This window comes from Dechloromonas sp. A34 (genome assembly GCF_026261605.1).
GTDB lineage: Bacteria > Pseudomonadota > Gammaproteobacteria > Burkholderiales > Rhodocyclaceae > Azonexus.
Genome location: NZ_CP102486.1, coordinates 3323445 through 3337697, shown reverse-complemented (window position 1 = coordinate 3337697; position 14253 = coordinate 3323445). Strand labels below are relative to the sequence as shown.

General features: G+C 62.5%; 18 protein-coding genes. 11 read left to right on the top strand and 7 right to left on the bottom strand.

Going from position 1 to position 14253, the window contains the following annotated elements:
• The first annotated feature begins 146 nt into the window (after positions 1–146).
• Positions 147–863 carry an alpha/beta hydrolase family protein gene (locus NQE15_RS16715; RefSeq protein WP_265942862.1) on the top strand — a complete coding sequence of 239 codons (717 nt, stop codon included), beginning with the start codon at positions 147–149 and terminating at the stop codon, positions 861–863.
• Positions 863–1672 (top strand): phytochelatin synthase family protein, encoded by an 810-nt coding sequence (locus NQE15_RS16710; RefSeq protein WP_265942861.1) that lies wholly within the window; start codon positions 863–865, stop codon positions 1670–1672. The genes NQE15_RS16715 and NQE15_RS16710 overlap by 1 nt, the downstream gene beginning before the upstream one ends.
• Positions 1673–1974: 302 nt before the next feature.
• On the opposite strand, the gene NQE15_RS16705 is transcribed toward NQE15_RS16710, so the two are convergent.
• Entirely contained in the window at positions 1975–2640 is a 666-nt protein-coding gene (locus tag NQE15_RS16705; RefSeq protein ID WP_265950321.1) for an EAL domain-containing protein, read from the bottom strand.
• Here NQE15_RS16705 and NQE15_RS16700 point away from each other — a divergent pair.
• Positions 2629–2889, top strand: a complete 261-nt coding sequence (locus NQE15_RS16700; RefSeq protein ID WP_265942859.1) for a hypothetical protein — start codon at positions 2629–2631, stop codon at positions 2887–2889. The genes NQE15_RS16705 and NQE15_RS16700 overlap by 12 nt on opposite strands.
• Before the next feature lie 46 nt (positions 2890–2935).
• On the opposite strand, the gene NQE15_RS16695 is transcribed toward NQE15_RS16700, so the two are convergent.
• Both NQE15_RS16695 and NQE15_RS16690 read right to left on the bottom strand, forming a co-directional pair.
• Positions 2936–4216, bottom strand: a complete 1281-nt coding sequence (locus NQE15_RS16695) for an O-acetylhomoserine aminocarboxypropyltransferase/cysteine synthase family protein (RefSeq protein WP_265942857.1) — start codon at positions 4214–4216, stop codon at positions 2936–2938.
• A gap of 9 nt (positions 4217–4225) precedes the next feature.
• A complete protein-coding gene (locus tag NQE15_RS16690) occupies positions 4226–4696 on the bottom strand; it encodes a CoA-binding protein (RefSeq protein ID WP_265942855.1) in 471 nt (156 codons plus the stop codon).
• A gap of 203 nt (positions 4697–4899) precedes the next feature.
• Between NQE15_RS16690 and NQE15_RS16685 the strand changes: the two genes are divergently transcribed.
• The 6 genes from NQE15_RS16685 (at position 4900) to NQE15_RS16660 (ending at position 9916) form a co-directional block, all read left to right on the top strand.
• Positions 4900–5772 carry a TauD/TfdA dioxygenase family protein gene (locus NQE15_RS16685; RefSeq protein ID WP_265942853.1) on the top strand — a complete coding sequence of 291 codons (873 nt, stop codon included), beginning with the start codon at positions 4900–4902 and terminating at the stop codon, positions 5770–5772.
• Between the two features lie 11 nt (positions 5773–5783).
• Positions 5784–6803 (top strand): sulfonate ABC transporter substrate-binding protein, encoded by a 1020-nt coding sequence (locus NQE15_RS16680; RefSeq protein ID WP_265942851.1) that lies wholly within the window; start codon positions 5784–5786, stop codon positions 6801–6803.
• Positions 6804–6871: 68 nt separating this feature from the next.
• On the top strand, positions 6872–7729 hold the full coding sequence (locus NQE15_RS16675) for an amidohydrolase family protein (RefSeq protein ID WP_265942849.1): 858 nt from the start codon (positions 6872–6874) through the stop codon (positions 7727–7729).
• Positions 7730–7902: 173 nt separating this feature from the next.
• Positions 7903–8118 carry a TOBE domain-containing protein gene (locus NQE15_RS16670; RefSeq protein WP_265942848.1) on the top strand — a complete coding sequence of 72 codons (216 nt, stop codon included), beginning with the start codon at positions 7903–7905 and terminating at the stop codon, positions 8116–8118.
• A gap of 20 nt (positions 8119–8138) precedes the next feature.
• Positions 8139–8927 (top strand): aliphatic sulfonate ABC transporter permease SsuC, encoded by a 789-nt coding sequence (gene ssuC, locus NQE15_RS16665; RefSeq protein WP_265942846.1) that lies wholly within the window; start codon positions 8139–8141, stop codon positions 8925–8927.
• Between the two features lie 11 nt (positions 8928–8938).
• The gene (locus NQE15_RS16660) at positions 8939–9916 is read left to right on the top strand and encodes an ATP-binding cassette domain-containing protein (RefSeq protein ID WP_265942844.1); all 978 of its coding nucleotides are present in this window, start codon (positions 8939–8941) and stop codon (positions 9914–9916) included.
• Positions 9917–10000: 84 nt separating this feature from the next.
• On the opposite strand, the gene NQE15_RS16655 is transcribed toward NQE15_RS16660, so the two are convergent.
• The gene (locus NQE15_RS16655; protein ID WP_265942842.1) at positions 10001–11266 is read right to left on the bottom strand and encodes a type II toxin-antitoxin system HipA family toxin; all 1266 of its coding nucleotides are present in this window, start codon (positions 11264–11266) and stop codon (positions 10001–10003) included.
• Positions 11256–11468, bottom strand: coding sequence for a helix-turn-helix transcriptional regulator (locus NQE15_RS16650; RefSeq protein WP_416336473.1), 213 nt, complete (start codon positions 11466–11468; stop codon positions 11256–11258). Before NQE15_RS16650 ends, NQE15_RS16655 begins: the two co-directional genes overlap by 11 nt.
• A gap of 314 nt (positions 11469–11782) precedes the next feature.
• Between NQE15_RS16650 and NQE15_RS16645 the strand changes: the two genes are divergently transcribed.
• A complete protein-coding gene (locus NQE15_RS16645) occupies positions 11783–12064 on the top strand; it encodes a DUF2325 domain-containing protein (protein WP_265942838.1) in 282 nt (93 codons plus the stop codon).
• 3 nt (positions 12065–12067) lie between these two features.
• Here the strand turns inward: NQE15_RS16645 and NQE15_RS16640 are convergent, their stop codons facing one another.
• Complete coding sequence (locus NQE15_RS16640) at positions 12068–12250, bottom strand: hypothetical protein (protein ID WP_265942836.1); 183 nt, start codon at positions 12248–12250, stop codon at positions 12068–12070.
• Between the two features lie 281 nt (positions 12251–12531).
• Here NQE15_RS16640 and cysK point away from each other — a divergent pair, with 281 nt between their 5' ends.
• The gene (gene cysK, locus NQE15_RS16635; protein ID WP_265942834.1) at positions 12532–13506 is read left to right on the top strand and encodes a cysteine synthase A; all 975 of its coding nucleotides are present in this window, start codon (positions 12532–12534) and stop codon (positions 13504–13506) included.
• Between the two features lie 195 nt (positions 13507–13701).
• Here the strand turns inward: cysK and NQE15_RS16630 are convergent, their stop codons facing one another.
• Complete coding sequence (locus NQE15_RS16630) at positions 13702–14253, bottom strand: RBBP9/YdeN family alpha/beta hydrolase (RefSeq protein ID WP_265942832.1); 552 nt, start codon at positions 14251–14253, stop codon at positions 13702–13704.

Sequence of the window (14253 nt, the reverse complement as noted above, 5' to 3'; positions counted from 1 at the left end):
GTCCTCCTGCTCGTTTTGAGACTTCCACAGCCGGTCGACTTCCTGCCCAAGGCGGACATTCCATAAATTGCTTCCTTAACGGTTGCTTCCTCGTAAACTGCCACCTTCGGGTGGCCGTTTTTTTAGCTATTTGTGGAAGGATATGAATGAAGTCGCTTCATCTGGTTTTATGCTTTTTGGTTACTCTGATGCCCCCCGTCCAAGCGCAGGAGGTGTTGCGCGACCTGCCTGCCAGCATCGACGTCAATAAGAAGTATCTGTTCTTCCAACATGGCCTGTCCGTTGAACAACTCGGCCCTGACAGTTACAGCAAGGAATTCCGCAAGACCTACGATACGACAGGCCTCACCAATGCTTTTGCCAAAGCGGGCTACGTCGTCATTGCCGAGTTCCGTCCTAAAGGTAGTCGCGTCCCTGCCTACGCCGACAAGATTTCTGGTCAGATCACGCAATTGCTGACCACAGGTGTTCCACCGAAAAACATCGCCGTTGTGGGGCACTCGAAAGGTGGCTACATCACCATTGCGACCGCAACCCGACTAGCCAACCCCGGCATCCACTACGCCATTCTGGCTGGCTGTGCATTGCCGTCGGCACGCAATATCGGTGGTGCGGATGCTCGTGCAACCTACGAAAAACTGATTGCCGACACCCAAGGGCAATTGAAGGGTCGCATCCTCTCGCAATACGACACGACGGATGATTGGATGGGCAGTTGCAAGGATCTGCAAGCAGCCAATGCTGGCCTGACGATTGAGGAAACCGCCATCCAGAGTGGTTACGCCGCGGGCATGGGGCACAGCCTTTTCTACACGCCGGAACCGATCTGGTTCGAGCCTCTGGTCAAGTGGCTGGCTCAGTGATGCATTGGTCTCTATTGCCAATCCGTATCGTATCGGCACTGCTGTTAGCCGGTACGCTGCTCCCCGCGGCGCTGGCTCGTGACGAATCATCGCCGGTACGGATACCGGTCCTCGTTCCCTTTGCCTCGCCGGAAGGCCTGGATCGATTGGCTCGGGCCGCCGGCAGGAGCGACTTCGCCCCTTTATCCAACCAGTTTGAAGCACAGGTGACGATTGCCTTTTGTGGGCCGACCTCGGCGGCGATCGTCCTGAACGCGCTGGACCCGCAGGGGATGGGGGCGCCCCGCGATCGCAGCCGCTTGATCCCGGCGGATGGTCTTTATCTGCCCAAGGACCTGGAATTGACGGTTCGCAGGCACACCCAGGAAAGCGTTATCGCCACGGGTAAGAAAACAAGGGCACAAGTCTTTGGCGAACCGTCCATGATCAATGGCAAGGTTCTCCGTGATGGTGGCTATCAGTTGCGCCAACTCGATGACCTGCTCCAGGCGCACAAAATTCGCACCCGCCTGGTCATCGCGGACGAGCAGAAAGCTGAGGCCGAGATTCGCAAGGATCTGATCGACAATCTCAACCGTGCAGGGGATTTCGTGATCGTCAATTACCACCGGGGGGCTGTTGGACAAACCGGCGGGGGGCATATCTCGCCGCTGGGTGCCTATGATGCGGCATCGGATTCGGTGCTCATCCTGGATGTGAATCCGAGCCATCACCCTTGGGTCTGGATGCCCTTGGCGACCCTCATCCAGGGGATGCGGACCAGGGATGCGGTGGAGAATCGCGGCTACATTCTGGTTCAATCCCAGTAGTCCCGCTAAGTAAATAATTTCTCTGTCAAGACTTGACTTATGCACAAAGCCGACATTTTTCGGATAGCGTCAATGTGACATTCTGTGACTGATCAAGATGTCAATGAAAATCCATTAAATTGTTCTTTTTCATATAGATAGAATTGTGCGTAGAGTTTTGGCAGAGTAAGTGAAAGTCTTTTGTAACGGGGTGTTAAGGCCTGTTTGGACAGCTTATTCACATGGTTATCCACAGTTTCTGTGGGTAACCTGGTTTTTCCCTTTGAGGCTAGGGAGTTAAGGCTATCTCTTCATAAATTCCCTCAGGCGGCATCCCGGATGCTGTCCAGGGAATCTCCAGCGCCCGGCTGGTCTGCATGTAGCAGGCGACGCTGCGGGGAATGGGCCTGGACGAGGTCGACCTCGGCCGCGGTGGCAAACTTCTTCAGAGTCCGCGAATCCTCGCCTTCGATCATCACCTTGCTCGGCAACTGGTGCAGGCAATCGATGATCCTCCGTAGCGGCCGCGTCGAGGCCAGCAGCAGCGGATCGAGTTTGACCAGATCGGGCTGCAGTTCGCGCAGCAGACCGAAGTCGAGCTGGCTGTGGCCGAAGTTGCCGACCGCAATGCCGTAGCCGCGTGAGCGGTAGCTGGCGATGGCGCGCACCAGATGCGCGGTATCGTCGATGCGGCTGGTATCGATTTCCAGCGTGATCTGCTCGGGGAACAGGCCGCAGGGCCGCAAAATCTCCTCGAAGGCCAGGCCGTGGTCGGCCGGCACGCTCAGTACGTGGCGGGCATGCACCTGGAGCAGCAGGTTGCCGCGGGTCGGCCGGGTCAGATAGTTCAGGGCATGCAGCGTGCGCACCAGGCGGTCGAGATAGACGAATTCGTGGTCGTCGGTAGGCAGTACGAAAACCGCCTCCGGGGTCATCTGGATGCCGTTGGACAGGCCGAAGGCCTGGATCGCGGCGGCATGGCCGTGCAGCTTGCCGCTTGCCGTCTCGAGGATGGGCAGGAACTTCGATTCGAGCCGGATATTGGCGTAGTGCAGGAAAACGCGGCCATCGACCGCGACGAAGGGCTGATCGAGCCCGGAGCGTGCATAGCGGTTGGGGACGGCCCCTGCGGTGCATTGAGTGTTCTGATCAAGTCGCTGAGCGGCATGTTGTCTCCGGGGGCTGTTATGAATATCGACCCCATTATCGACAGGCCCTGGCGGCGGCCAACCAATTAATTCTTATATGAATCCAAGCATGCCGCTTGGATTCATATTCGGGCGTTCAAGTCTTGCTCAGGGCCTGGTCGATGTCCCAGAGGATGTCGGCTAGCGTTTCCAGGCCGACCGAGAGGCGGATCAGGTCGGGCGGCACGCCAGCGGCGACCTGCTGTTCTTCGGACAACTGCCGGTGCGTGGTCGACGCCGGGTGGATGACCAGGGTCTTGGCGTCGCCGATATTGGCCAGGTGGGAGAGAAACTCGACGCTGTCGATGAATTTCTGCCCGGCTGCGGCGCCGCCCCTGATGCCGAAGCTGAGCACGGCCCCGGCGCCTTTCGGCAGGTATTTCTGCGCCAGATCGTAGTAGCGGTTGCCTTCCAGCCCCGGGTAATTGACCCAGGCCACCTTGGGATGATCTTGCAGGAAGCGGGCGACGGCCAGGGCGTTCGAGCAGTGGCGTTCCATGCGCAGGGGCAGGGTTTCGACGCCTTGCAGCAGCAGGAAGGCATTGAACGGGGAGAGCGCCGGGCCGAAGGTGCGCAGGCCTTCCATGCGGCATTTCATGGTGAAGCCGAAATCGCCGAAAGTCTCGAAGAAGCGCACGCCGTGGTAGCCCGGCGAGGGATCGGTCATCGTCGCGAACTTGCCGTTGTCCCAGGGGAACTTGCCGGATTCGACGATGACGCCGCCCATCGTCGTACCGTGGCCGCCGATGAACTTGGTCGCCGAATGCACGCTGATCGCGGCGCCCCACTGGAACGGCCGGCACAGGTAGGGGCTGGCGAAGGTGTTGTCGATGAACAGCGGCAGGCCGGCCTGGTTGGCGATCCTCGCCACGGCCTCGATGTCGAGCACGTTGAGCGACGGGTTGCCCAGGGTCTCGGCATAGAGCACCTTGGTTTTCGGCGTGATGGCGCGGGCGAAATTTTCCGGGTCGTCGGAATCGACGAAGATCGTGTTGATGCCCAGCTTGCGGAAATTGACGTCGAGCTGGGTATGGGTGCCGCCATACAGCGTGCGTGCCGCGACGATCTCGTCGCCGGCCTCGCAGATGTTGAGCAGGGCAATCATCTGGGCCGCCATGCCGCTGCCGACGGCGACCGCGGCGCGGCCGTCTTCGAGGGCGGCGATGCGTTCTTCGAGCACGGCGACGGTCGGGTTGGAGAGCCGCGAATAAACGTTGCCGAAGGTCTGCAGGTTGAACAGGCTGGCGGCGTGCTCGGGGCTGTCGAAGACGTAGGAGGTGGTCTGGTAGATGGGCACGGCGCGGCTGCCGGTGGCGGCATCGGGAATCTGGCCGGCGTGCAGGCAGAGGGTGTCGAACCCGTAATCGTGATCAGCCATGGGAATCTTTCAGTGGGGCAGCCAGGTCGGCCGGCGCGAGGAAATCAGCCGGGTATTGACCCCGAACCAGTTGAGGCCGCCGAACAGGCGGGCGTATTCGATCTTGACGCAGCGATCCATGACCACGGTCAGGCCGGCGTCTTCGGCAATCTCCCGGGCGCCGTCGCTAATCACGCCGATCTGCAGCCAGAGCGCCTTGGCGCCGATGGCGACCGCTTCGCGGGCGATCGCCGGGGCGTCGGCCGGCTTGCGGAAGACGTCGACCAGATCGACCGGCTCGGGAATCGCCGCCAGATTCGGATAGCACTTCTCACCGAGGATTTCGTCGTACTTGGGGTTCACCGGAATGATCCGGTAGCCATGCGCCTGCATGTACTTGGCGGCGAAGTTGGAGGGCCGGAACCAGTCGGCGGAAAGGCCGACGATGGCCAGGGTGCGGCTTTCGCGCAGCACGCGGCGCAGGGTGTTGATATCGCTCATGGACGCATCGTAGTGGCCTCCATGTCCCGGCCAAACGACTAAAAACTTAGAAGCTTATGCGGCTTCGCACGGTTATTAGCTTCTTCCCCTGAAGGACATATCGATCGACAAAATCAATGGTTCGCAGCCCTGACGGCAGTCGTTAGATTGGCCTGGCACCGGCATCGGCCGGCCATCCATGACCTTTCCACGGGAGATATCGCATGTCCAAACTTGAAAATGCCGTTCCAGGCTACAAGCATTTGATTGTCGAGCCTTACACGCCGAATATCGGCGCGCTCATTCACGACCTCGACCTCGCCAAAATCCAGGACGAGGCGGTCCGCGCCGAGTTGCGCAAGGCGCTCGGGGAATACCAGGTGCTGTTCTTCCGCCGGCAGCAATTGACGCCGGAACAGCAGATCGACGTGGCGCGTGTCTTCGGCGATCCGGACAAGACCAAGGCCTTCTTCCCGCGGCACGACAGCGTGCAGTCCATCGAACTGATCGAGACCAAGCCGGTGGGCCATCGCTACGGCACCGATCAATGGCATGCCGACATCACCTTCTCGGCCAATCCGCCGACGGGCACCGTCCTTTATTCGCACATCATTCCGGCGGCCGGCGGCGACACGCTGTGGTCCAGCGGCACGGCAGTCTACGATTCGCTGCCGCGTGCGTTGCAGCTCTATCTGGAAGAACTCGAAGCCGTGCATAGCTTCGAGCACAGCGGCTGGCCGAATTACTTTGCCCAATTGGAGAACGGCGAGGAAATCTACCGCAAGGCCCGCGCCGACAATCTGCCGGTGGTGCATCCGGTGGTGCAGACGCATCCGGTGACCGGCAAGAAGATCGTCTATGTGAATCCGAATTTCACCGACCGCATCAAGGGGCTGTCCCGCCAGCAGAGCGATGCCCTGCTGACCTTCCTCTTCGCCCAGTTCCTGCGCCCTGAATTTCAGGCCCGCCTGCGCTGGGAAGCCAACACCGTCGCGATCTGGGACAACCGGGCCACCGTGCACTACGCCACCGCCGACTACGGCAACCAGCACCGTCTGCTGCACCGGGTTACCTTCGGTGAAGACCGCGCTTTCTAAGGGGCTCCGCAATGAACACGATTCAGACAACTACACCCGGTCGGCTGCGGCGCGCTCTCCAACGCCTGGCCGGCCTACTGGCGGTTGCCGCGACAGCGAGCGGTGCCCTGGTCGGGCCGGCGGGCGCCGAGCCCGCTGCCCATGCACCAAAGGAACTGCGTATCGGCTATCAGAAGTACGGCACCCTGGTTATCCTGAAAGCCCTCGGCACCCTGGAAAAGCGGCTGGCCGACAAGGGCGTCGCCGTCAAATGGACGGAATTCCCGTTCGGCCCGCCCTTGCTCGAAGCCATCAACGTCGGCAGCATCGACGTCGGGACGGTCGGCGAGTCGCCGCCGATCTTCGCCCAGGCTGCCGGGGCAGACCTGGTCTACATCGGCAACGAGCCGCCTGCAGCGAGCGCGGAAGCGCTGGTGGTGCCCAAGGACTCGCCGGTGAAGAGCGTCGCCGAGTTGAAGGGCAAACGGGTCGCGGTGGCCAAGGGTTCCAACGCCAATTTCCTGCTGGTCAAGGTATTGGAGAACGCCGGCTTCAAGTACTCCGACATCGAGGTTACCTATCTGGCCCCGGCCGACGCCCGCGCCGCCTTCGAGAGCGGCCGGGTCGCGGCTTGGGCGATCTGGGATCCCTTCCTGGCGGCTGCCGAGAAGCAGTTGAACGCCCGCGTGCTGGTCGATGGCAAGGGCGCCGTCGCCAACCACCAGTTCTACCTGTCGGCGCGCGCCTATGCCGAGAAATATCCGGACATCGTGCACATCCTGCTCGATGAGATCGACAAGGTTGACCAGTGGGGCAAGCAAAATCCCGGGGAAGTGGCCAAGTTCATTGCGCCGCTGATCGGCATCGACTTGCCGGTCATCGACCGCGCTGCCCACCGCCTGAGTTACGGCGTCAAGCCGGTCACTCCGGAGGTTCTGGCGGCGCAGCAGAAGATCGCCGACAAGTTCTTCGAGCTGAAGCTGGTGCCCAAGCATGTGCGGGTCGCCGATGCGGCCTGGAACCAGGGCGTCAAGCAGGTCGCCGGAAAATAACCCGGCTGGTCCGGAGAACGCCTCGCCTCGACTGGGGCGAGGCGGTTTTCATATTCGTGGAGAGAAAAATGAGCACGACAACCCAGAAAATTATCGATTTTCGCAGTCGCCCGGCTTTCCTGGCCGAGTTCTACGGCGCCACGCCGGGTACGGCGGGTTACGACACCGCCCGCTGGCTCAACCGGCGCACCGGTTCGCTGGACGACGCCCATTTCCACGCCTCCTTCACGCTGGATGGCTATCTCGAGGAAATCCGGCAGAGCGGCATTATCCGGGCCGTCGTGGTCGGCCGCGACACGCCGGGCCTGGTAGTCGGCAACCAGCGCATCGCCGAGTTGTGCGCCGGCCATCCCGAACTTGTCGGGCTCGGTTCGGTCGATCCGCAGGCCCGGGGCGTCACGGCGGCGCTCGCCAGCGTCGAGCACGCGATCAAGGGCTTGGGACAAAAGGGGATCAATCTCGAACCCGGTTTCGGCGCGCCGGCGCTGCATGCCGACGATCTGCTGTTTCTGCCGATCTACGACGCCTGTCAGGAGCTGGGGGTGCCGGTCTGCCTGATGTCGGGGCCGACGACGCCTGATCTCGCTTACAACGATCCGGCTGCCGTCGGTCGCGTCGCCCGGGCCTTTCCCCGGCTCTCCATCATCTGCTACCACGGCTTCTGGCCGCGGGTGAACGAGATCATCGGCGTCGCCTTCCGCTACGAGAACGTTCATCTCTGTCCCGACATGTATCTGTTCGCGCCGGGCAGCGCCGCCTATGTCGAAGCGGCGAATGGCGTGTTGCGCGAGCAGTTCCTGTTCGGCACGTCCTATCCCTTCCGGGCGATGCGCCAGACGGTCGATGACTTCCTGCGGCTGGGATGGAAGGATGAGGTTCTCGACAAGCTGCTCTACGGCAACGCCAAACGTCTGTTGCAGCTGTAACCGAAGCCTTCGCGGCGCGGTGTCGGGAGGCTCCGTCGTTCCGGCGGTGGAGCCCGCATCCGGTTGTAAGCCTATGCCATGCGCCGCATAAGCTTCTAAGGGATTCGTCGTTGGTCGGCGCCCATCGGCTGCGCATAATTTCTTCGTCCAATCCATTCCACAGGGAAAATGTCATGACCATCCAGTCCATCAATGCCCGCAACCAGTTCAAGGGCAAGATCAAGGAAATCGTCGAAGGGCCGGTCGTCTCCGAAGTCGATGTCGAGACGCCCTTCGGCATCGTCACCTCGGTGATCACCACGCGCTCGGTCAAGGAACTGCAGCTCAAGGTCGGCGTCGAGGTGCTCGCCCTGGTCAAGGCCACCGAAGTCTCCATCGCCAAACTGTAAGCCGTGCCCTGGAGTTCCTCATGCATCGAATCAATAAACTTCTTGGCCGGGTGCGTGGTGTGCTGATCCCCTGGCTGCTGCCCGTCGCCATCCTGGTCGCCTGGGAAATCGCGGCGCGCCTCGGCTGGCTTTCCAGCCGCATCCTGCCCGAGCCGTTTGCCGTGTTGAAGGCGGGGCTTGCGCTTTCGGCGAGCGGGGAATTGTGGCAACACGTCCGGGTCAGCTCCTGGCGCGCGCTGACCGGTTTCGCCATCGGCGGCGGGCTCGGGCTGTTGCTCGGGCTGCTGACCGGTTCGTTCCGCCAGGTCGAAATCGCCCTCGACACCACGCTGCAGATGATCCGCAACATCCCGCCGCTGGCGCTGATCCCGCTGGTCATCCTGTGGTTCGGCATCGACGAGACGGCGAAGCTTTTCCTGATCTCGCTGGGCGTGTTCTTCTCGGTCTACATCAACACCTTCCATGGCATCCGCGCGGTCGACCCGGCGCTGATCGAAATGGGCAAGAGCTATGGCCTGAAGGGCTGGTCGCTGTACCGCGAAGTCATCCTGCCCGGCGCGCTGTCGTCGATTCTGGTCGGCGTGCGCTATGCGCTGGGTTTCATGTGGGTGATCTTGATCGTCGCCGAGACCATTTCGGCGCAGTCCGGCATCGGCTACATGACGATGAACGCCCGGGAGTTCCTGCAGACCGACGTCGTGCTGCTCGGCATCCTGCTCTATGCGCTGCTCGGCAAGCTCGCCGACGCCGCCGCCCGCCTGCTCGAACGCCACTGGTTGCGGTGGAACACCTCCTTTAGCGCGGCTTGATCGGAACCGACATGAAAATCGACAATCGTGAATGGGACGAGGTCCGCGCCACCCAGCCCCGGGGGCAGGGGCTGAGCATCGGCGTGCGCCAGCTGAAAAAACGCTTTGGCGAACGCCAGGTGCTGCATGGCCTCGATCTCGACATCGCAGCCGGTGAATTCGTCGCCATCGTCGGGCGTAGCGGTTGCGGCAAGAGCACCTTGCTGCGCCAGTTGGCCGGGCTGGATGAGGTGAGCAACGGCGCCATCCGGCTCGACGGAAAATCGGCCGGCGTGCTCAAAGACGATGTCCGCATGATGTTCCAGGATGCGCGGCTGCTGCCGTGGCGGACGGTTATCCAGAACGTCGCCATCGGCCTCGCCGGGTCGAAGCCCGAGGTTCGCGAGCGGGCGCTCGCGGTGCTGGGGCAGGTGGGCCTGGCCGATCGCGCCGACGAATGGCCGAGCCGCCTCTCCGGCGGCCAGCGCCAGCGGGTGGCCCTGGCCCGGGCGCTGATCCACCGGCCGCGCCTGCTGCTGCTCGACGAGCCGCTGGGCGCGCTGGATGCCTTGACCCGTATCGAAATGCAGCGCCTGATCGAGAGCCTCTGGAAGCAGCACCGCTTTACGGCCCTGTTGGTCACCCACGACGTATCGGAGGCCGTGGCACTCGGCGATCGCATCGTGTTGATCGAGGACGGCCGGATCACGCTCGATGAAAAGGTGGCGCTGGCGCGCCCTCGCGAACACGGCGAAGCACAGTTCGCGCAACTGGAAAGCCGTGTGCTGAAGCGCCTGATGACGGTCGCGGCGATCAATAACCGCAATCAGATCCGCGGTCGCATTACCGAAATCGTCATCGATAGTGTGCTTTCCGAAGTCCGCGTTCTGACCCCTGGCGGGCTGGTCAGCGCGACGGTACTGACCCGTTCGCTGAGCGAGCAACCCCTGGAAGTCGGGGCCGAGGTGCTGGCGACTTTCAAATCCAACGAGGTGATGCTGGCCACTTGAGAACCTGTCTTGGGTCGCGTGGAGTCCGTACCTCCTGTCGCGCTCTAGTCGCGCCCCAAGTCTTACCCGACGGTTTTGAAACACCTAGCCGGTGTTGTCCTGCAGCCGGCGCAGAGTCAGCGCCGCCCGTTGCTCGATCAAGCTGACGATCTGCTCGATCAGCGGCAGGCCAGCAAAGCCCCGGCCGGCTTGCGCCTGCAGCTTGCGGGCTGCCGCCGGCAGGGCACGGGCCAGTTCTCCGACGCGTTTGCGGCTTTGCGCCCGGGCCAGACCGGCACCCTCGGCGAACTGATCCCAGTGCCGCGCCTGCACCTCGGCGAACTTGTACTTGCTGCCGATCTTCATGGCCATTTTCGGCGTCAAATCCGGGTACGCCGCCGTGCACAGGATGTCGTAGAGCGGTGCCAGTACCGGCGAGCGGCCGCTGTAAAGCAGCGAGAAGTTCTTGGCGTGGGCATCGTGGTTGCCGATCAGCGCGTTGAACACCACGGCGTCGAGCAGGCGCAGCACTTGCGGCGCGCTGGGCCGGGTGACGCGGCGCAGCAGATCGAAGCAGCGGGCCAGGTCGGGGCCGCCCTCGTTCTGGTATTTCATCTCCGGCACCACGCCCAGCGCCTGGCAGAAATCCTCCTGGTGCAGGCGGCTGGCCGGCTCCTGCGGCTGGGGCGGGCGGTCGTAACGCTCGACCAGCAGGAAGCAGCGGTTGCCGACCTGGCCGATCTGCGAGCGCGCCGTCGGGAACTTCATCGCCTCGGCCAGGGCCAGGCAGAAAGCCTCGTTGGCGACTGTGTCTGCCAGCCCATGAATCGGCGGTTTGAGGATGTGCGTACTTGGCCGCCCGCTCTGCGGCAAGCCGAGGCGCTGGCCGTCGAAGACCACCGGCAACTTGTCCTGGGCGCCGGCCAGCGAGAGGCGCAGGCCATCCTTGCCAGCCAGCATCGGGCGGCGGGGCAACTCGTCGAGCATGGCGACGATTTCGTTGTCATCCAGCCAGCGCACCGCATCTTCAGCGGCCGGCGCCGGCAGGGGCTGCCCCGGTGGCAGGAAAGTGATCGCCCCGGCACATTCGCCGCCAATGCTGTCGAGCAGCGCAAAGTCGTTCTGGCCGGAAACATGCAACTGCTGCGCGATCAGTCGGCGCAATCGGCCTTCCGGCAACAGGCCAGCGAAAAAAGGGCGCGCCTGGTGGTCGTCGAAAGCCTCGGCCTGCAAGGGGAGGGAAGCGGACAACGCCAGGGCGTCGGGCCGTTGCAGCCAGTCGGTGCGGTACTGGAAAGCCAGGCGCCCCTCGCTCAGCGACAGCGTGCCGACCGCATAGGCAAACAGCCAGACCGCCAACTCAAGCGTCATGGCTGTCTCCGCCGCCGGCGCTCGGCACCGGCAGGCCGTTGAGCGCCAGCTCGCCGCCCAGCGCATCGATGACGCGCAGCACCTGCGCCAGGCGCAGCGTCGGCTTGCCGGCTTCGAGGTCGACGATGAAACGCACCCCGACCCCGGCCGCCAGCGCCAGTTGCGCCTGCGTCAGGGCGAGTTGCTTGCGTGCCGCGCGCAAGCTGTCGCCCAGTTGTTGTGTGCTGCGGATGCCGGCCATCGCTTCAATCCTTGTTGAATAAATTCCCGTTCGGGAAATTATTGGTCAGGATGTGGCGTGGCGCAAGCTTAATTTACCGAACGGGAATATTTCTTCCTAAAAATTGATGTTGGGAAAGATTATTCCCGTTCGGGAATGATTGAGGTGCTCGCCGCCAAGCGAGTTTCGGATAGATACATATAGCGAAACGCCTTATGTCGATTGCAGGATTAAGTCGTTCGCTTGCCCTGGCGCTGCCGCTAGATTGAGCCTGTCAATCATTCAGGGAGCAGATCATGTCGGCATTGATCGTCGGTGGTGACCGGGTCGGGTCGTACAAGGCGTTTCTCGCCGAGCAGGGTTATGTCCCGGTTCGGCACTGGAGCGGGCGCAAGCAGAGCGAATGTCATCGCCAGATTCCGCTCGATACGCGAGTCATCGTGGTCATGGTCGACCAGGTCAATCACGGTCTGGCCAAGAAGATCCGCCAGGGGGCCGAAGCCATGGCGGTGCCCATTGTCTTCAGCCGGCGCAGCGTCGGCCAGCTGGGTAGTGCACTGGCCGGTGTCGCTGCCTGATCCTCAGGAGAAGATATCCGCGGGGGCGAGCGGCGCGCCCCGGCGCAGGGCCAGGAAGGCCAGTGAGCGGGCTTCGCCGGGGCTGATTTCGTCCAGCCAGGCGGGCAGGTCGCCGAAGCGGCTTTCGTAGGCGGTCAGCGGGTCGATGGGGTTGCGGCGGATGGGTAGTTCGAGGGTAAGAACCATGACTTGCTCCTTGCTCCCCTGTTGGTCCGGCGAGGCCGGCTCCCGGGGAGTACTGGAGCGAGCGACGCTTTAGCCAGAATTTGTCGCCCGCCTTGGCAAGTTATCGATTAAATCCGGCGGTTGGGAGCTAGTTTTCCGTAGTTTCGACGTCTTGGCAAAGAATCTATTGCCAACATCGATATCACGAAGATCCTTATATCGATCTGATTTTTTATTCGTTCGGCGCCTGAATGGTGGGCGATAGATTGGTGGCTACAGATGATTTTCAGGGAGAAAACAGCATGTCCAAATGGTTTGCAGATAACTCGCAGCCGATCGGCCGTACCTCGCTGGTCAAATTGAACCGCATCATCGACGGGGCCCAGGCCACCGTGCTCGCCAAGGTCGAGGGCCGCAACCCGGCCTACTCGGTCAAGGACCGGATCGGCAAGGCACTGATCGAGGACGCCGAACAGCGCGGCCTGCTGGGCCCCGGCAAGGAACTGGTCGAGCCGACCTCCGGCAATACCGGCATCGCGCTGGCCTTCGTTGCCGCCGCCAAGGGCATTCCGCTGACCCTGACCATGCCCGAAACGATGAGCCTCGAACGCCGCAAGCTGCTCACCGCCTTCGGTGCCAAGCTGGTGCTGACCGAAGGCGCCAAAGGCATGGGCGGCGCCATTGCCAAGGCCGAGGAAATCGCCGCGTCCGACCCGAAGTACGTTCTGCTGCAGCAATTCAAGAATCCGGCCAACCCGGCCATTCACGAAACTACCACCGGCCCGGAAATCTGGAACGACACCGCGGGCGCTATCGACATCCTGGTCTCCGGTGTCGGCACCGGCGGCACCATTACCGGCGTTTCGCGCTACATCAAGCAGACCCAGGGCAAGGCGATCCAGTCGGTGGCCGTCGAGCCGACTGCCAGCCCGGTGCTGACCCAGGCCCGCGCCGGCGAGCCGATCAAGCCCGGGCCGCACAAGATCCAGGGCATCGGCGCCGGTTTCGTCCCGGCCGTCCTCGACCTCTCGCTGGTCGATGCCGTCGAACAGGTCTCCAATGAAGATGCCGTGCTTTACGCCCGTCGCCTGGCCAGGGAAGAGGGCATCATTTCCGGGATTTCCAGCGGCGCCGCCGTCGCTGCCGCCAGCCGACTGGCCCGGAAGCCGGAGAACGCCGGCAAGACCATCGTCGTCGTGTTGCCTGATTCCGGCGAGCGCTACCTGAGTTCCATCCTATTCGAAGGGCTGTTCAACGAGGCCGGATTAGCGGTATGAGGCACCCGGTCGCCAAGCCGTCATAGTCTCTCAGCCGCCATTCGCCATTCGCCAATCGTTCATGCCGTTCCCCCCAAAGCGAAAAGCTTATCCCCATTTCCTGTGGATAAGCTTGGGGGTAGGAACTGGATTGACCTGCTAGAGCCTTGTCTCAGAAACGATTTATACGCTTTGCCCATTATTCGGGCATGGTCATTAGGGGCGGTCGTTTTTGCGCAGCAGATCGCTGATGCTGGCCCCGGCCCGCAACTGTTCGAACAGGATCAATCCCTCCGGCCACGGGCCGTGCCCGGAATCGACATTGATGTGGCCGGCTTCGCCAATGTTCAGATAGTCGCTGCCCCATTGGCCGGCCCAGTATTCCGCGGCGCTGGCCTTGACCCAGGGGTCGTTGCTGCTCGACACGACCAGGCTGGGGAATTGCAGCTTTTCCTCGAGCAGGGCGGTCGGTTCGCCGAAACGCTGCGGATCGGCCGGGGCGACCAGCAGGGCGCCCAGAATCTGCCCGGGGCGCACGAAACCGGCGGTCACGCTGGCCAGGCAGCCGAAGCTGTGGGCGACGATCCAGACGGGTTCCTCTATGGCATCGATTTCCTCGCGCACGCGGGCCGCCCAGTCGGAGAAACAGGTGGTTTCCCAATCCGCCTGCTCGACGCGATGGCTGTCCGGCAATTGCCCCTGGAGCCAGCTTTGCCAGTGGGTCGGTCCGCTGTTGCGCAGCCCGGGAACGATCAGGGTGGTTGCCAT

What these genes read in the sequence shown, in the direction of transcription:
- NQE15_RS16670 (WP_265942848.1), top strand. Translation starts at nt 7,903, where the DNA reads ATGACCATCCAGTCCATCAATGCCCGCAACCAGTTCAAGGGCAAGATC.
- NQE15_RS16685 (WP_265942853.1), top strand. Translation starts at nt 4,900, where the DNA reads ATGTCCAAACTTGAAAATGCCGTTCCAGGCTACAAGCATTTGATTGTC.
- NQE15_RS16715 (WP_265942862.1), top strand. Translation starts at nt 147, where the DNA reads ATGAAGTCGCTTCATCTGGTTTTATGCTTTTTGGTTACTCTGATGCCC.
- ssuC (WP_265942846.1), top strand. Translation starts at nt 8,139, where the DNA reads ATGCATCGAATCAATAAACTTCTTGGCCGGGTGCGTGGTGTGCTGATC.
- NQE15_RS16710 (WP_265942861.1), top strand. Translation starts at nt 863, where the DNA reads ATGCATTGGTCTCTATTGCCAATCCGTATCGTATCGGCACTGCTGTTA.
- NQE15_RS16680 (WP_265942851.1), top strand. Translation starts at nt 5,784, where the DNA reads ATGAACACGATTCAGACAACTACACCCGGTCGGCTGCGGCGCGCTCTC.
- NQE15_RS16700 (WP_265942859.1), top strand. Translation starts at nt 2,629, where the DNA reads ATGGCCGTGCAGCTTGCCGCTTGCCGTCTCGAGGATGGGCAGGAACTT.
- cysK (WP_265942834.1), top strand. Translation starts at nt 12,532, where the DNA reads ATGTCCAAATGGTTTGCAGATAACTCGCAGCCGATCGGCCGTACCTCG.
- NQE15_RS16695 (WP_265942857.1), bottom strand. Translation starts at nt 4,216, where the DNA reads ATGGCTGATCACGATTACGGGTTCGACACCCTCTGCCTGCACGCCGGC.
- NQE15_RS16675 (WP_265942849.1), top strand. Translation starts at nt 6,872, where the DNA reads ATGAGCACGACAACCCAGAAAATTATCGATTTTCGCAGTCGCCCGGCT.
- NQE15_RS16640 (WP_265942836.1), bottom strand. Translation starts at nt 12,250, where the DNA reads ATGGTTCTTACCCTCGAACTACCCATCCGCCGCAACCCCATCGACCCG.
- NQE15_RS16645 (WP_265942838.1), top strand. Translation starts at nt 11,783, where the DNA reads ATGTCGGCATTGATCGTCGGTGGTGACCGGGTCGGGTCGTACAAGGCG.
- NQE15_RS16690 (WP_265942855.1), bottom strand. Translation starts at nt 4,696, where the DNA reads ATGAGCGATATCAACACCCTGCGCCGCGTGCTGCGCGAAAGCCGCACC.
- NQE15_RS16660 (WP_265942844.1), top strand. Translation starts at nt 8,939, where the DNA reads ATGAAAATCGACAATCGTGAATGGGACGAGGTCCGCGCCACCCAGCCC.
- NQE15_RS16630 (WP_265942832.1), bottom strand. Translation starts at nt 14,253, where the DNA reads ATGGCAACCACCCTGATCGTTCCCGGGCTGCGCAACAGCGGACCGACC.
- NQE15_RS16655 (WP_265942842.1), bottom strand. Translation starts at nt 11,266, where the DNA reads ATGACGCTTGAGTTGGCGGTCTGGCTGTTTGCCTATGCGGTCGGCACG.